We start from the raw sequence: 16490 nt of genomic DNA, 5'->3' as shown, positions 1-16490 counted from the left end.
ATCGGAATAATGATAGCTGCATGAGGCGGAAAAATTAATTAAAGATTCGGTTTTCCTGCTCCTGAACCCGAATAAACGTAGTACGCTTACTCAGCTCTTTCAGGGTTGCAGCACCCACATAAGTGCAGGTAGATCGAACGCCACCCAGAACATCCTGTACGGTATCAACAACCGGGCCTCGATAAGGAACCTTCACGGTTTTACCTTCAGAAGCACGGTAGTTAGCCACACCACCGGAGTGTTTGTCCATTGCCGTCTGTGAACTCATACCGTAGAACAGTTTGAACTGTTTACCGTCTTCTTCCACCAGTTGGCCACCGGATTCATCGTGACCGGCAAACATGCCGCCAATCATAACGAAGTCAGCACCGCCACCGAAGGCTTTGGAAACGTCGCCAGCGCAGGAGCAACCACCGTCAGAAATAACCTGACCGCCGATGCCGTGTGCTGCATCTGCACATTCAATAGTGGCAGACAGTTGCGGATAACCAACACCGGTTTTAACGCGTGTGGTGCAGACGGAGCCTGGTCCAATGCCTACCTTAACGATGTCAGCACCTTTCAGGATCAGTTCTTCTACCATCTCACCGGTGACAACATTACCAGCCACAATGACTTTATCCGGATGTGCTGCGCGAACTTTGGCAACGAACTGAACAAAGTGTTCAGAGTAACCATTGGCTACATCGATGCAGATAAAGCGAAGTGTGCTGCTCAGGGCGAGGATGTCGCCCAGTTTGGCAAAGTCATTGTCAGAAGTGCCACTGCTGACCATGATGTGGTTTTCAATGCCCTCGGGAGCATTGGTCAGAAAAGTCTGCCACTCTTCGATGCTGTAATGCTTGTGTACAGCAGTCAGCATTTTGTGCTCGGCCAGTGCCAGCGCTATTTCAAAGGTACCGACGGTATCCATGTTAGCGGCAATGACGGGGACACCGGTCCACTCCTGATCGGTGTGCACAAAACGGAAAGTACGTTCCAGACTTACCTGAGAACGACTCTTCAGGGTTGAACGCTTGGGTCTGAACAGAACATCTTTAAAGCCCAGCTTAATATCAGCTTCAACACGCATAATTTTCCCGTTAAGACTCTTTGTTGGCCTAAGAAAAAAGTTTGGTTTGGAGTGTATAAGGTGGTTCTGGGTGGACTTTCAAAAACAGTGAATCAAAAGCAATGAAAGTGCGTTCGTTTGCAACGCTTATACGGCACTATCTTAAACAAGAAATTTGGAAATGAGAACGTTTTTTTATTTTCTGGCTATAGGGCAGGGGAGAAAGAAAAGCCTGATTTAAGGCGGTTGTATGTCTGGAGCGGAATTAATTCGGTATTCGAGAAGTAAAAGCCCTGACTAAAACGACAGGGCTCTGAACGGTTTTTAACCAATCAAATCCTGGATTTTAGTTTTAATCAGGTCAATAGCGATACGGTTCTTACCACCGTGCGGAATAATCAGGTCAGCGTGCTGGCGCGCTGGTTCGATAAACTGCAGGAACATTGGTCGGACTGTTTCCAGATATTGCTTGATCACGGAGTCGACATCGCGGCCACGCTCAACAATGTCACGCTTCAAACGTCTGATCAGACAGATATCCAGCGGTGTGTCCATATAGAAACGCAGATCAAACGCTGCACGCACTTCCGGACGGGTAAACAGCAAAATGCCTTCAATCAGAATAACGCGGGCCGGTTGAATACGGCGGCATTCTGTTTTGCGATTGTGCTCAGTGTAATCGTACAAAGGTACATCAACAGCCTGGCCTTCCTTGAGCATGTTCATATGCTCAAGCATCAGGTCATGATCCATAGAGTCCGGGTGGTCGTAGTTAGTACGGACACGCTCTTCCATGGTCATATGAGACTGATCACGGTAATAGGAGTCTTCAGAGATGACACAGACATGTTCGGACTGAAGTTCTTCTACCAGAGTGTTGGCCAGCAGACTTTTTCCGGAAGCAGAAGCACCGGCGATGCCGACCAGAATAGTTTTCTGTTTCATAGTTTGGCTCTCTTTTAGCTCTTCTCAGTTCGATCTACAGGAATAGGTCTGCCGTTCTCGTCAATAGCTACGTAGGTGAAGATGCCTTCGGTTACCTTGCTGCGAGTCTGGTTCAGGGGCATGTTCATTTTCCACACCTCCAGTTTGATTCGCATTGAGGTAGTGCCAACGTGCATGAGTTCTGCGTAACAGCAAACAACTTCACCGACCTTTACAGGCTGGTGAAATGACATGGATTCAACAGCGACCGTGGATACCCGGCTGAAACTGCGCTGTTTTCCAGCAATACCGCCAGCAATATCCATTTGGGACATTAACCAGCCGCCAAATATATCGCCATTGGGGTTGGTATCAGCAGGCATTGCAAGCGTGCGAAGCATCAGCTCGCCACGTGGCTCCAACATTGAAGGCTCCATTGACTGAAGGCCTGAAAATATCCGCATGAACGGTGAACGTTCAAAAAGCATTTCAGGGACAATTAGTTAAATTGGCGCGCATCCTAAGCCTGTGCCGTAGGCTTGTAAATTGGTACTTACTGCAAGATTGCAACAAACTGTAATGAGTGCAGCAATCTTTCAGCCCGGATATTGGCTGTGATTGGAAAAACGTCAGAGGTTCAGGTATAAGGACAGCGTTTACATTCAGTTAAAAAGGTCTCTATGAGTAATCAGCCACTGGCTAACCCGAGTCAGCTTATTCTTCGCAACAGTACTGAACTGGAATGCAGCCGTCTCCTTATGGTAGGTATGCCTGCTGACGGTCTGGCAGAGAAGCTGATTGATGAAGGTGTTGCAGAATCTATTCATGGGCTGACCAAAGATTACTCAGTATTCTCAGCGATCGATTCCCGGTGGCAGAGCAATGAGTCGTTGAGTCTGGAGTTTGGTCCGATTTTTAAAGAGCAATCCGGATCATATGATGGCGCACTGATTTTTCTGCAGAAGAGCAAGCCTTTGATGGCGTTCTGGCTGGACATGGTTCACTCACTGCTGAGTGACAAAGCTATTGTCTGGCTGGTGGGCGAAAACGGCGAAGGCATTAAGTCCTGGCGGAAAAAGTTGAAAGAGCGTTATGGTGATGTTCGTAATCTGGATAATGCTCGACATTGCAGTTTGATAGAAGCATCAGCTGCAAAAGAAGATATCAAGCCATTCAATCTGGATAACTATTGGTCAGAGTTTGACCTTCAAGCATCAGACCAAGAGCTTAAAATTCGCTCACTGCCCGGTGTATTCAGTCATGGGCGTGTGGATGTGGGCACAAAAGTTTTACTGGAGACAATGCAGCAAATACCGGAAGGGCCGGTATTGGACTTTGGTTGCGGTGCTGGCGTTATTTCAGCCTTCATGTCGGTAATGCAACCGGCTAACACGTATACGCTGGTAGATGTGGATGCTTTGGCCTTAGCCAGTTCTGAAACAACAATGCAATTGAATGGCGTTAAGGATTTTGAGGTGAAGGCTACTGATGGCCTTTCAGAAGTAAAAGACAGTTTTAAATTAATTGTTTCTAACCCGCCGTTTCATCAGGGCGTTAAAACTCACTATGCGGTCACTGAAGAGTTTCTGGATCAGGCAGCTAATCGTCTGACTCGAGGAGGAGAGTTGAGGATCGTGGCTAACAACTTTTTAAGGTATCAGCCCATCATTCTTAAAGCGTTCGGTAATTGTGAATCTCTGGTTGTGAAGGATGGCTTCACTGTATATAAAGCGATCAAGAAATAGTTATATTTCTTTTAGTTATAAAAGCCTGAATAAATAGTATTTCCGCTATAAGAAACTGTTTTGATATTCTTCGCGGCATTAAATTAGCCATAAGCGAAAGAAAATGCTTCTCGTCACACAGGTGAAGAGAAGCATTACACGGTAAAAAGCTTTACGGTAAAAGTGCCGCGACTTATCCGTCCTTTGGTATTACTCATTTCATATTCATGCCTCTGTTAAAAGTCAAAACTTGTGATGGCTGATATGATCCGACCTGGAATAGTGAGAGAAAGATGTTCGGTTTATCCATCAAGAAAACCCTGACCACCACCATGTTGGCTGCAACTGTCGTATTGGCAGGCTGCTCCGGTGAAACAGAAAAACAGGCTGAATCCAAAACGCCTGAAGCATCAGTAGTAAAAGTAGGTATGTCCGGTACCTATTTCCCATTCACTTTTATGAAAGAAGGTAAGCTGCAGGGCTTTGAAATTGATGTCTGGAATGAGCTGGGTACACGTCTGGGCTCCGATATTAAATTCGTGACGGCACCTTTCTCTGGTCTGTTCGGCATGCTGGAAGCCGGTCAGCTGGATACGATTTCCAACCAGATTACTCTGACCGATGCCCGTACTGACCGTTATGCATTTGCTACGCCTTATGTTTTTGATGGTGCGCAGGTGGTGGTTCACAACGATACCAACGACATCAGTTCTGTTACCGATCTGGCCGGTAAAAAAGTAGCCGTTAACCTCGGTTCCAATTTTGAAGCGATTCTTCGTCAACAGGATCCTGAAAACAAAATCGATATCGTTACCTACGACACAGGCATCGAGCGTGATGTAGTTCTGAAGCGTTCTGATGCGTTCGTTATGGACCGTGTCAGTGTTCTGGCTCTGATTGAAAAGTCTGACCTGCCTCTGAAGCCGGTTGGTGAGCCAATTGAGACTCTGCGTAATGCCATGCCTTTCCTGAAAAACGAAGAAGGTATCGCTTTGAGCGAAAAAGTCAGCAAAGCACTGAATGGCATGCGTGCTGACGGTACTCTGGCGACTATTTCCAAAAAATGGTTTGGTGCTGATATCACCGCTAACCCAGCCGGTTAATAACGGATTGAACAGCTGTAATGCCCTGGCTTAGGTCCAATCCTGATGCCGGGGCTTTTTGTTGAGATGAATAGATGATTGATTACGAATACGCCATTGGGCTGCTGCCGACGGTGACCATGAACCTGAGTACAACGCTCTGGATGACGCTGGGTGGGCTGGTGCTCTCCCTGTCATTGGGCCTTGTGCTGGCGCTGCTTAAAATAACACGGCCATTCCATCTTCATCATTTTGCCGATCTCTATATTTCTTTCTTCAGGGGGTCACCCCTGTTGGTGCAGCTGTTCATCTTTTATTACGGTCTGCCACAGCTGATTCCAGCCATGGCTGAGCTGCCCGCTATTGTGGCTGTGATTATTGGTTTAGGGCTTCATTTTGCGGCTTATATGTCCGAGAGTATGCGTGCAGCGATAATCGGCGTACATTCCGGACAGATGGAAGCAGCCCTGAGTGTAGGTATGACCAGAGCCCAGGGCATGCGTCGAATCATCATTCCTCAGGCTGCCCGCGTTGCTTTTCCGGGTCTTATGAATAATGCCATTGACCTACTGAAAAGTACCTCTCTGGCATTCACTCTCGGTGTCGTGGAAATTATGGCCCGAGCCCAGATGGAAGCGGCCAGTAGTTTCCGTTTTTTCGAGAGTTATCTGACAGTTGCACTGATTTACTGGGCCGTAGTAGTGGCTTGTACCTGGTTCCAGAAGTGGGCTGAAAAACAGCTGAACCGGGCCTATGTATAAGGTTTCAGTGTTTGTCAGCTAACTGACAAACGAACATGAAAGGCAGGAGTTTCCCCAACTCCTGCTGATATTCTGACTTCTTCTTTCAACTGCTTTTCTCATTTCTAATATTTCCTATACTAACGAAAAGTTATTGCTTTGTTTGACCAGGGAGAGGTCACAAATGAGTATCAAGACACGCTTACAGTTTATTGCCCCCAAGTATTCAGAGCTTGTTGGTGAACTGAAGAAAAGATATAAGGCTGCACAGCCTGTAAAAGCTCTATTTCGTGGCATTGACCGTATGGTTCAAAGAATGAAGTCAGGCTTTCGATACGTTGGCGGCAAAGCCAATGATCTGGCTTATCAGATTCCCAGACCAAAAATCACCTTCCGCCGAGCCGTTCATGCTCAGGTTGAAAGCATGATGTTTGATAAGAGCTACAAAGGAAAGTGCAAAGAGGGCGTCTTTGTTACTGATAAGGATATGATGGATGTAATTAAGCTTCACTCTGGTGAGATAAACAGTACACAAGTGACTTTGGGAGAAGGGGAACGCCAATCGGTGGGGCTAAAAGTCACTAAAGTTCGGCGAAAAGCCGGTGCCAAGTTAGACAAGGATTTTAAGGTCGCTACTGACAAGCTTGTAAAAGCCCAGCGAGCATATGAGAGGTCTATTGCATCCAGTAAAAGCACAGACACTCAGAATGAAGAACTTGAAGATAAGTTAATTGATGCTGGAAAAGAGCTGAACACTGTATCTCAGGAAAGGGATAAACTCAGAAGCCTGACGATGATGGTTAGAAAACAGGCTTTGGTCGAAAAATCAACTTCACTGGCAGCTGCAAAAGATGCCATCCGAATTGAACATGCGGTTGATTCATTTGCAGCCGCTGATATGCATAACATTCATGGTGAAATTGCCAAGTCAGGTGCCAGAGTAGTAAAGGCAGCGGAAAGAAGAGAAAGCGAAGCTACAGCTAAGGAAGCCAAATTCAAAGCTCAGTTGCATGATGTCTTTACCAGAAGTATTGAAGGCACTGATGTTTATAAGTCTCAGATTGATCATTTCCAGCGCAGGCAGGCCGTTTGGGGTACTGACCAGTTACATACACTATCTTCCAAGATGGGTGGGTTTGAGCAGCGGTTGCCAGGCCTGGATTATTATATGAGTCATGCTTACGAAAATAGAAAGAATAAAAATATTTTCCCGACCACACCTACAAAAGACGATATAAAACTTCAGGCATTCAAGTCAATGCATGAAGACTTGTCAGAACTTATGCCCGCCATTGACGCAACAATGGCTGAAATAAGGGTTGATGAAGATAAGGAGAATGGAATATCGAGATCCTTTGATATGGACAGACTGGAAGAGTTTCAAAGGCTCACTGCTTTGAAAAATGTACACAAAGAGTTTGGAGAGATGCTGGCGCAGAAGCCTACGGACGATGAAGATGTTGATTTGATCAAGAAAACGATGGAAGACATCACGGGTAGTTTTGGTGAGTACTTGGGTTTTGGTTACCACCCTGGATCCGACATGCCAACCTTGCACAAAGAGTCGTCCGAGAAGTACAAGCATATGGACTGGAAGTTATTGAAAGATATTAAAGGAGTCGTCTCTTCAGAAACAGATGAGAAAGAATAGCTTGCTAAGGCTGGCACCTGACTGGGTGCCAGCGTCTTAAAGAAGCAACTCTCTACAGTGCCAGATAATACGGTTGTAAAAACTGGTAAGATAACTCCGAGTATTGTTGCCCTTCCTTAAAAAGAAAAATCTCTTCTTCCTGACATTCTTCTGAAACCAGATCAAGTACAAGAATATTTCTGTGGGCTGCCCGAGCCGGCGATGTCCTTATTGAAATACACCTGGAAAGCTTCAGGTTATGATGTTTTGCCTGCCGCAGAAAACTTTCTGATTCTATGACGGGCAAGAGTAACCATGCTTTCCCTTCAGGTATCATCAGTCTTTTGATATCTCTGGCTAACTCCTCAAAACTCAAGCTGTCTGTATGTCTTGCTTGTGAGCGCTGTTGATCAGGGGCTTTCAGGGAATTTTCAAAGAAGGGTGGGTTGCAGATAATGGTATCGTAGGACTCTGCTGCGTATGACTGTATGGAGGAATGAATTGCGTTTAGCCTGTCACTCCATAAGCTTTGAGAAAAATTCTCCTGACATTGACTAATGGCTTCCTGATCCATTTCTACCGCATCAATAAAGGCTGTACTTCTCTGGGCAGCCATAAGGCTGAGGAGACCTGTTCCTGCACCTATATCAAGAATTCTATGAGACGACTCAACGTCCACTATTGCTCCGAACAGAACAGCATCAGCTGTAACTTTCATTGCACAGCGACCTTGTTCGATGCGGAACTGTTTAAATTGAAAATAATTGTTTCTGGCCATTAATACATATCAATTTGAAGAGGGTTAACGGTCGGTTCGAATGCCTTGCTGAAAAAGTACTGCAGCAATAATCATAACCAGCCCGATATAGGTGGCAGGAGCGATTATTTCATTAAGAATCTGACTGATAAAAATCAGTGACAGAAAAGGGCTTAAATAACTGATATTGCTGATCAGTGCTGTATTTTCGGTTAGCTTGAGAGCCTTTAGCCAGAAGATATAGGCTATGCCCATTTCGATCAAGCCGATATAAACTGCACCGGCCAGGCCTTCTAAAGGGATTGGCCAGATACTGGATTGCCAGAGTGTCGCTGTGGTAATCCATGGCAGACCAAACAGGAAGCAGAGCAGGAGACTGACAAGAGAATCACCTGACTGTTTTGTACTGTAGGTCCAGTAAAGAGCCCAGACCAGTGTCGCCATCAGCATCAATATCACGCCCAAAGGACTGTCGAACGACATGTTGTGAATATCGCCACCGGTACTGATGATAAAGACGCCGAAGTAAGCGGCCAGACAGCACAGGCTGTCTTTCACGGTCAGTTTCTTGCCCAGCAGTAGAGAGGACAATAATGTAAGAGCCAGTGGCCAGGTGTAATTCAAGGCTTGTGCCTGCTGTGCTGGCAATAGGTTGTAACTTTTAAATAGCAGCAGGTGGTAAAGAAAAGGGTTGAATAAACCTAAAACCAGATAAGTTTTCCATGATTCTTTTGCTTGCCTCACGACAAGGCAGCCCTTTCTTTGAATCAGTACGGCCGCACTTAAAAACAGAATAGAAGTCACTACAGGCCAGAAAACCATCTGCCAAGGGTCAATATAAGTCAGTGTGAGTTTAAAAGCTGTTGCGATGGTGGACCAGAGCAAGGCTGTCGCTAGGGCGTAGAGGCAGGCTCTGGTTTCTGTGGTCATTAATATGCCCGTTTTACTGATAACTCTGGGAGAACAAGTATAACGGACAGTTTTTATCAGCTATAGGGCTGTTATTCCTATTTAGCAGGCTTTCCCCAGATTTCTTTCAATCGTTGATCTCTGCCACAGTTGTAGCGGTAAAATTTATAACGAACCGGGTTCTTCTTGTAGTAATCCTGATGATAACCTTCCGCTGGGTAGAAATTCTTGAACGGTTCTACCTCGGTGTAGACTTTTTTGAAGCGTTTACTTTCTTCAAGTTTCTTCAATGAAGAGACTGCAGCGGCTTCCTGTTTTTTTCCCTGATAATAAATACCGGTTCTGTACTGGCTGCCCGAATCGCAGAACTGCCTATTTTCTACGGTCGGGTCAATCGTTTTCCAGTAGATATCGACCAATTGTTGATAGCTCACTTTAGCAGGATTGAAGGTAACTTTTACCGCTTCGGTATGACCTGTTCTGCCTGATGACACCTGTCTGTAAGTCGGGTCTTTTTCCGGGCCTGCGGTATAACCACTGACGGCTTCCAGAACACCATCGACTTTTTCAAAATCCGACTCAGTACACCAGAAACAACCGCCTGCAAAAATGGCTGTCTCAACCTTTGTGCTGCCTGATTTAGTTGGTTGTTTATCATTGCTGCCGGCAACAGCAAGGCTGATACCTAAAGCCAGTCCGGTGATTGAAAGCCACTTCAATTTGCTGTTCATAATGTGATCCTGAATTGTTCTTATGTAGCTATACGCATATTCAGGCAGACTGGATTCATTGAAGAAAAAGAAACACTTTCGACAGAAATATGGACAGTGGTTAGTCAGGTACCCCTGGTGGGCGGTAGTAACCACCCAGTTTGTCTGCGTAGTCTCGCAGTAAAGAGGCCTGTAACCGAAGAATATGAAGCGCTGCAGTAGCGCCAGGCTGATCGGGAGTCTGAAGCAATTCATTAATGGCGGCATTGGTTTGCAGGAAACTCTGGTCGAGCTGTTTACGCTCACTCACTGAAGGGGGGCCGTGCTCTGTTATGTCGCCCGCATAGTATTTGCAGCACTTGTCCATAACGGAGTGCAGATATCGGACATGGGTAAACCAGTGAGTTAAACTATCCTTGCTGAATGCTACTGTGGTGGTAATGGCATTGAAGGGCTCAATGGGTGAATCTACATTTATATCAAGTAGCTTCAGATTAACATTGGCCGATGAAATCCCTGCTGAATAAAAAAACTCTTTATCCATATCTGATTTGTCAGGCTTGGTCAGAGACATTAGAGGGAAATCTGGTAGAGGAAGCTTCTGTCTTTGTTCTTTCAAATGGGCAATTTCAAGTTGCAGGCTACTGTACTCAGCGTGTGCGTTTTTAGGATTATTCTGGAAATCCAGCTTGCCACAATCAGCCAGCCTTCCCTTTATTTCCAGATCGATATCGTCTCTCTGTTGAACCCATTTATTGATAAGCATGCTGACAACTCGTTGGTGCAGTTCTTCCTTCTGACAACGGAAAGTGGATTTGTCATCAGAAGTAACTTGCCCTGTTTGTAAGTGGCATTGAAGCTGTTGTCCGGTTCTTTTCAGTCCCGCACTGTCTTCACCAAAAGCAGGAGGTTTGTAGCCAGTTGTTATGGTTGTTGGAGTGAGGCGAACACTTTCAATGGTAGATCGAATCACTTTTTTTAGTGCTTCAGAGCTTAATGAAGTGCTTCCCTGGTTTTTTATGGGTTCAAAGAAATTCAGGGTGATAGATTCCAGTGCGCCCTCAAGCCATTGCCCACCTTTGTCAGCACTCTCATGAACAGACTGTTTCAGTGAATCCCTGAAACTTTGCATGGTTGCAGGAGAGATATGGTCGCTTATTTGCTCAATGCCCAGTTTTTCGCAGATCTGATCGAATATTTTTCCGCGAGGATAGAAAGGTGAAGCTTTAGTGAGTGCTTCCAGCTGATCTCTGACAGGCTTGTGAGTTGGGCTTGATGGTTGGGGGATCTCAAACGGTTGACCGGTTTCAGTTTTGGCCTTCAAAAGGAACTTCTCAAGCTCACTTCTGAAAGCTGTATCCAGCTGAGCCTCAGTGGCCAATTCTGAATCCAGTCTGTGGTGATTGAGTGTTTCACGAAATGCTGAAAGAGCACTGGTAGAGAATGCTCTTTTTGGGTCAATATTGAGGCGTGTACAGGTCTGTGTGAAGTCTGAGCCTTCAGGTAAGTATCTCTCGAGCTGATTGACGCGATGTTCTGCCTGACTGGCAACAAGCCCTTCATAAAGTTGAGTTAAAGACTGGTGCTGTCGAGCAAGCGCTTTCTGTTCGGTAGATTCAAGGTGAGAAAGCAGATCAGCCAGGTTATTCAATTGCTCTTTAATGCTGTACAGTTTTTCTGACGTTGGGTAGCTATCCAGGGTCAACGTCAAGGCCATATCAGAGGCCATTGTGTCGAGAGTCTGAGAAGTATATTGGGTATCGCTCCATTCATTTATTGTTGACAGTGCCTTTCTTAGTGATTTCAGTTCGTTCTTTTTTACCTGTTTTATATTTTTAAGCAGTTTTTCTCCATCTTCACCTGTTGAAACAGCTCTTTTAGGGCCATAGGGCTTTTTACCCCATGCACTGACTCTGCGAACGGTTTCTTTCAGGGCGGATGTTTCAGGTTCCAAAGATGACTGTATTTCAAGGTGATCCCGATCGATTGATCTCTGGCTAACTGTTTGCTGTCTATGAGTATCACTGATGGAAGGTAAAAGTTTGTGACCGGGAACACTGTTTATCGTCAGAGCTCTAGCCAAAAATCGGGCTGCTTCAATTTTCTGACTTGTTTCTGACGATATTAGAGGGGTTTTGGGTACAGTGGCTGCTAGCTCTTTTTGAAAGTTCTGATCTACTTCAAAGTCTTTGGCTGGCATAGTATCAGCGATAGGCTCACCTTCAGTTGCGCTGAAGAAAGTATCACTCGAAGAGACAGAGCTTGACCGCTCTGTTAACGATAAGGATGGCTGAAGCGTTTGTGGTCGAGTATTAGTGGCTACTTTAGAGGGCTGCTGGTACTTTTTGGCTCTGCGCCCCCGAAAGTCTACGAAATTCCTGACTTGCTTTAATTTAGTGGTACAGCTTCTGTATAGGCCACCAAATGGTCGAAGAATTGTTCCAAACATTTAGCCTTCCCTGGCTGAAGCTGGTTTTTGAAATCTAGAATTTCAGCCAGCTATGAATCATCCATTAATTATAAACCTTTTTTGCTATTCCTCTTCGGTATTCAGCTCAACTCTGCGGTTTCTGGCTCTGCCGTCACGGGTGTCATTATGTTCCTTGATGATACCGCCTCTGTATGGTTCTACCTGCTCAGAGCTGACTCCCTGCTCAATCAGATAATCAGTAACACTTTTAGCACGCCGCAGGCAGAGACCTTCATTGTGACTTGGAGGGCCTGAGATATCAGTATGCCCATAAGCATTCAGCTTCATTTTAGGGTTGGCCTTGAGTTTGTAGGCAACGCCATCAAGATAAGCTTTGGCTTTGTCTGACAGGGTTGATTTATCAAACTTGAACTGAATCTGACCCAGAGGCTTGATCAGAATGATAGGGCAACCCTTGTCATCGACTCTTGTGCCGGGAGGTGTGTTTGGACATTGATCAACATTATCCGCTACACCATCTTTATCCGAGTCTGGGCAACCACTGGCATCGACAGGAGTATTGGCTGGAGTGTTTGGGCAGAGGTCCAGGTAATTGGGAACACCGTCATTGTCACTGTCTACAGGGCAGCCTCTTCTATTGAACTTCGTGCCTTTAGGCGCTGAGAATGGGCAGCGTTTGTTTATGCCTTTGTCTGTCTCCGCACTATGGCAGAGCAAACCACCAAGGATCGCAAGTCCTGCGCCGCCTGTAGCGGCTGCACCAGCGGTTTCCATGGCGCCCAGAATCAGGCCGCCAGCACCGCCAGCGAGGATACAGTGTCCCTGTTGCTTAAGACTGGAGCAGCCAGAAAGCAGGAACATCAGTGGTATAAGTACAAACAGTTGTCGTGCAGGTTTCATCGTCATGAGATCGACCCTGATTATTGATTAGGGTGTGAAGTGTGCAGGCAAGTATAGGTCAGGCATTTGAGGTGTAATGAAAATTAATCAGAGCTTATATTATCTTTGCCCTTCCATAGAGGAATCTACTCCCTTTCGCTCATGAGAGTACTTTAGAAAGAATGGTCTTTTAGTCCGTATGTGGTATCGCAACTTGCCATGATCACGGTTTAATGAAAGACAATAGCAGCCTCTATGGGCTGAAAAAGTGCACACCAAACAGCCAGAAGTAGACAATGCAATGAACTGAAACAGAGTGATTTCGACTGAGTCAGGCATTCTCCAACAATATGGCAAGAAGAATAATAAAGGGGTAAGAGATGCAGTGGGATCGTGAACTGGATGTAGTGGTAGTTGGCTCCGGACTGGGTGCTCTGACCTCTGCCGTCTGTTTGAAAGAGCTGGGTGTTGAGTCGGTTGAAGTCATTGAAAAAGCCGAACGCTTTGGTGGCACCAGTGCCGTGTCCGGTGGCGGCATCTGGATTCCCAATAATCATTACGCCAAAGCTTGTGGCGCTACTGACAGTGTTGACGATGCCCGAGCCTATCTTGCCAGTACTATTGAAGAAGGCACTGTTCCGGAAGAGCTGATTGAAACCTATATCCAGCAGGCACCTGCCATGCTGAAGTTTGTTACCGAGCGAGCGAAAGAAGTCGGTTATATCTCTCTGGAACATTACCCTGATTACTATATGCAAAACCCTGGTGCCAGAGCAGGGCACAGATCTCTGGAACCTATGCCCATCAACCATGATGAGCTGGGTGACGATATGAATAAGCTTCAGTCAACTCACCACATGCTTTACCTCTATGATCGAATTGGTATGACTCAGGTAGAAGGACATGATCTGGTCACCCGTTCAAAGGGCTGGATGGGTGTCATGGCAAAGTTGATGCTGACATACGCCAGTGAAACCTTTTGGCGAATGAAGCATAAAACCAAACGATCGCGTCGTCTTTCCTGTGGTTCTGCCGGCGTTGCCCGTATGTATCTAGCAGCCAGAAAACGTAATGTGGCTGTTACTCTTAACACTGCACTGGAAGAGCTTGTCCAGGACAATATCGGCCGTGTCATTGGCATCAAGGCGAAAGAGAATGGCCGTGACGTTTATATCAAGGCTCGCAAAGGTGTCGTTCTGGGCAGTGGCGGTTTTGAATACAATCAGGAACTGCGTGAAAAGTATCTTCCAAAACCAACCAGCACCGAATGGTCTGGCGGTAATATTCGAACCAATACGGGGGATGCACTGCTGGCCTGCCTGAAACTGGGTGCAAAAACCCGACTGATGAATGGTGCCTGGTGGTGCACAACCATCTCAGCACCGGATGAACCTGCACCAAGATTGGCCATTATGGAGAAATCCCTGCCCGGTTCCTGCGTGGTTAATATGGCCGGTAAGCGAATTGCTAACGAGTCACAAAACTATATGGCTTATCAGACCGAGTTCTTCCAGTCTCACTCTGATGACAACCCTAATGCACCAGCCTACATGGTGTTCGATAAGCGCTTCCGTAACAGTTATCTAGTTGGTCCGCTGTTGGACGTTCAATCCCGTCCGGACTTCAGATTACCGAAGAGTTATTTCGAGAATGGCTTTATGGCCAAGGAAGACTCTATCGACAGCTTGGCGCAGAAACTGGGTATCGATCAGGCTGGTTTGAACAACACTATTACTCAGATGAATGCCTATGCCAAAACAGGTAAAGACCCTGAGTTTCAACGCGGTGATACTGAATACGACCGTTACTACGGTGATGCGACAGTGACGCCTAACCCTTGCCTGCATGCCATTGATGAAGGCCCTTTCTATGCTGTGCGTATTGATCCGGGCGACTTCGGAACTCATGGTGGTATGGATACCAGTGTCAATGCTCAGGTACTTTCTGAAGCCACAGGTAAACCAATAGAAGGCCTGTATGCCATTGGTAACTGTGCTGCCGCTATCCTGCCAACCTATCCGGGACCGGGCTCAACACTGGGTCCAGCTATGACTTTTGGCTATCAGGCGGCGAAACATATTGCCAGTCAGTCAGCATCTGTAGATAAGTCAGATGACAAAGTGACTAAAGAAGAAGCCGTTCCAGCATAATATCCCGTGGCACATAGTTTGCATTCTGATTTGATGCTGATGGGGAAAACAGAAAGGAATCAGAATGCACTCTATGCCTGCAAACCCTAGTAAACAGCTGATGGATTTGTTACTAACAATTAGACGTCGTATAAAAAACGAGCAGGGTGAAGCTTTGAGCCTGATTGATCCCAGTCTTCTGGATCAACTTAAACGGCTTAAACCCACTGTATCCCAGGAAACGTCGATATTGATTGATAACTTGTTTCAACAGCTGAATGAATCTTTGGAGCCTGAACCTTTAGAGAGTAAACCGCACAGAATATATCGTGGTCAGGTTGTTGCTGCTTAAGATTTTTCTAAACAGTCTCTGAGGTTCAATCCAGAAAATAGTAATAAAAATTCAGGAACCATTAATGGCCGCTTCTCAAACAATTAACAGACAATGGTTGCTTAAAACCCGTCCTTCCGGAATGGTCAGTCAGGATAATTTTGAATACGCAGAGTGCGCCATTCCAGAGCCTGATCTGCAGTCTGGCCAAGTGTTGTTGCAGAATCTCTATCTTAGTTTTGACCCGGCCATGCGAGGCTGGATGGATGACGAACCCAGCTATCTGCCACCGGTGCAGATTGGTGAAGTGATGAGAGCATCATCCGTCGCTAAAGTTATTCGTTCTGACAACCGGAGCTGGCCTGAAGGCAGTCTGGTGCAGGGAATGTTTGGCTGGCAGGACTATGCCGTTGCCGGGCCAAATGATCTGGTTCCGCCAACAGCTGTGGCTGAAGGTATTCCGCCAACTACAGTACTGTCAGTATTCGGAGGCAGCAGTCTGACAGCTTATTTCGGTATGATGGATGTTGGTCGGCCTCAGCCCGGTGAAACGGTTTTGGTTTCAGGCGCTGCGGGAGCAGTTGGTTCGGTAGTGGTTCAGTTGGCAAAACTGAAAGGCTGTCGTGTTATTGCCATCGCTGGTACCGATGAAAAATGCCAGTGGTTGAAAGATGAATGCGGTGCAGACGAAGCTATCAATTATAAAACCAGAAATATACATCAGTGCCTGTCAGAGCTTTGCCCTTCAGGTGTTGATATCTTTTTTGACAACGTAGGTGGTGAAACGCTGGAGCAGGCCATTGAACATATGGCTGATTTTGGTCGTATCGTGCTCTGTGGCCAGATCAGTGAGTACAACGCCGAGCAACCTCAGCCAGGTCCTGCCAACCTGAAGTATTTGATTACCCGCCGTATTAAAATGCAGGGTTTTATTATGCTGGACTACCTTGACCGGGTTGAAGAGGCAGCAGGCAAGCTTGGAGAGTGGGTAATGTCCGGGAAGATTAAATATCGGGAAGATATTCAGGAAGGGTTTGATCAGATTCCTGCAACGCTTGAACGATTGTTCCAGGGTGAAAATAAAGGAAAACAACTGCTCGCACTGTAAAGTTCAGGACCTGTGGACTGCGGTTGACAGGTTCATTTGCATCCACTTTGTTTCGCTTCCTGCCGGAACTTTGTGGCATTTACCT

General features: G+C 46.2%; 15 protein-coding genes. 7 read left to right on the top strand and 8 right to left on the bottom strand.

What is annotated here, in order from left to right; translation table 11 throughout:
- Positions 1-34: 34 nt before the first annotated feature.
- From EOPP23_RS17020 to EOPP23_RS17010, 3 genes are all read right to left on the bottom strand, one after another.
- Positions 35-1072, bottom strand: coding sequence for a GMP reductase (locus EOPP23_RS17020; RefSeq protein ID WP_153767174.1), 1038 nt, complete (start codon positions 1070-1072; stop codon positions 35-37).
- 303 nt (positions 1073-1375) lie between these two features.
- Positions 1376-1996, bottom strand: a complete 621-nt coding sequence (udk, locus tag EOPP23_RS17015) for a uridine kinase (protein WP_153767173.1) — start codon at positions 1994-1996, stop codon at positions 1376-1378.
- Positions 1997-2010: 14 nt separating this feature from the next.
- A complete protein-coding gene (locus EOPP23_RS17010) occupies positions 2011-2400 on the bottom strand; it encodes an acyl-CoA thioesterase (RefSeq protein WP_153767172.1) in 390 nt (129 codons plus the stop codon).
- Positions 2401-2655: 255 nt separating this feature from the next.
- Between EOPP23_RS17010 and EOPP23_RS17005 the strand changes: the two genes are divergently transcribed.
- The 4 genes from EOPP23_RS17005 (at position 2656) to EOPP23_RS16990 (ending at position 7172) form a co-directional block, all read left to right on the top strand.
- Positions 2656-3720: a class I SAM-dependent methyltransferase gene (locus EOPP23_RS17005; RefSeq protein ID WP_153767171.1), complete on the top strand. Its 1065-nt coding sequence runs from the start codon at positions 2656-2658 to the stop codon at positions 3718-3720.
- A gap of 272 nt (positions 3721-3992) precedes the next feature.
- Entirely contained in the window at positions 3993-4802 is an 810-nt protein-coding gene (locus tag EOPP23_RS17000) for an amino acid ABC transporter substrate-binding protein (RefSeq protein WP_228550749.1), read from the top strand.
- Between the two features lie 74 nt (positions 4803-4876).
- Complete coding sequence (locus EOPP23_RS16995; protein ID WP_153767170.1) at positions 4877-5542, top strand: amino acid ABC transporter permease; 666 nt, start codon at positions 4877-4879, stop codon at positions 5540-5542.
- Between the two features lie 163 nt (positions 5543-5705).
- Positions 5706-7172, top strand: coding sequence for a hypothetical protein (locus tag EOPP23_RS16990; RefSeq protein WP_153767169.1), 1467 nt, complete (start codon positions 5706-5708; stop codon positions 7170-7172).
- Positions 7173-7224: 52 nt separating this feature from the next.
- Here the strand turns inward: EOPP23_RS16990 and EOPP23_RS16985 are convergent, their stop codons facing one another.
- The 5 genes from EOPP23_RS16985 to EOPP23_RS16965 form a co-directional block, all read right to left on the bottom strand.
- Positions 7225-7869, bottom strand: a complete 645-nt coding sequence (locus EOPP23_RS16985) for a tRNA1(Val) (adenine(37)-N6)-methyltransferase (protein WP_194842651.1) — start codon at positions 7867-7869, stop codon at positions 7225-7227.
- Between the two features lie 84 nt (positions 7870-7953).
- Positions 7954-8838: a DMT family transporter gene (locus EOPP23_RS16980; RefSeq protein ID WP_153767167.1), complete on the bottom strand. Its 885-nt coding sequence runs from the start codon at positions 8836-8838 to the stop codon at positions 7954-7956.
- Positions 8839-8915: 77 nt separating this feature from the next.
- Positions 8916-9548, bottom strand: coding sequence for a peptide-methionine (S)-S-oxide reductase MsrA (gene msrA / locus EOPP23_RS16975; protein WP_153767166.1), 633 nt, complete (start codon positions 9546-9548; stop codon positions 8916-8918).
- A gap of 100 nt (positions 9549-9648) precedes the next feature.
- Positions 9649-11976, bottom strand: a complete 2328-nt coding sequence (locus tag EOPP23_RS16970) for a hypothetical protein (RefSeq protein WP_153767165.1) — start codon at positions 11974-11976, stop codon at positions 9649-9651.
- Positions 11977-12060: 84 nt separating this feature from the next.
- Positions 12061-12864: an OmpA family protein gene (locus tag EOPP23_RS16965; RefSeq protein ID WP_153767164.1), complete on the bottom strand. Its 804-nt coding sequence runs from the start codon at positions 12862-12864 to the stop codon at positions 12061-12063.
- A 353-nt stretch (positions 12865-13217) separates the two neighbouring features.
- Between EOPP23_RS16965 and EOPP23_RS16960 the strand changes: the two genes are divergently transcribed.
- The 3 genes from EOPP23_RS16960 to EOPP23_RS16950 all read left to right on the top strand — a co-directional run bounded on the left by EOPP23_RS16960 (position 13218) and on the right by EOPP23_RS16950 (position 16405).
- The gene (locus EOPP23_RS16960) at positions 13218-14987 is read left to right on the top strand and encodes an FAD-binding protein (RefSeq protein ID WP_153767163.1); all 1770 of its coding nucleotides are present in this window, start codon (positions 13218-13220) and stop codon (positions 14985-14987) included.
- Between the two features lie 73 nt (positions 14988-15060).
- Complete coding sequence (locus tag EOPP23_RS16955) at positions 15061-15318, top strand: hypothetical protein (RefSeq protein WP_153767162.1); 258 nt, start codon at positions 15061-15063, stop codon at positions 15316-15318.
- 64 nt (positions 15319-15382) lie between these two features.
- A complete protein-coding gene (locus tag EOPP23_RS16950; protein ID WP_153767161.1) occupies positions 15383-16405 on the top strand; it encodes an NADP-dependent oxidoreductase in 1023 nt (340 codons plus the stop codon).
- Positions 16406-16490: the final 85 nt, after the last annotated feature.

The organism is Endozoicomonas sp. OPT23, from assembly GCF_009653635.1.
GTDB lineage: Bacteria > Pseudomonadota > Gammaproteobacteria > Pseudomonadales > Endozoicomonadaceae > Endozoicomonas_A.
Note: the sequence above shows the minus strand (reverse complement) of the source record. Positions and strands in the feature narration are given on the sequence as shown.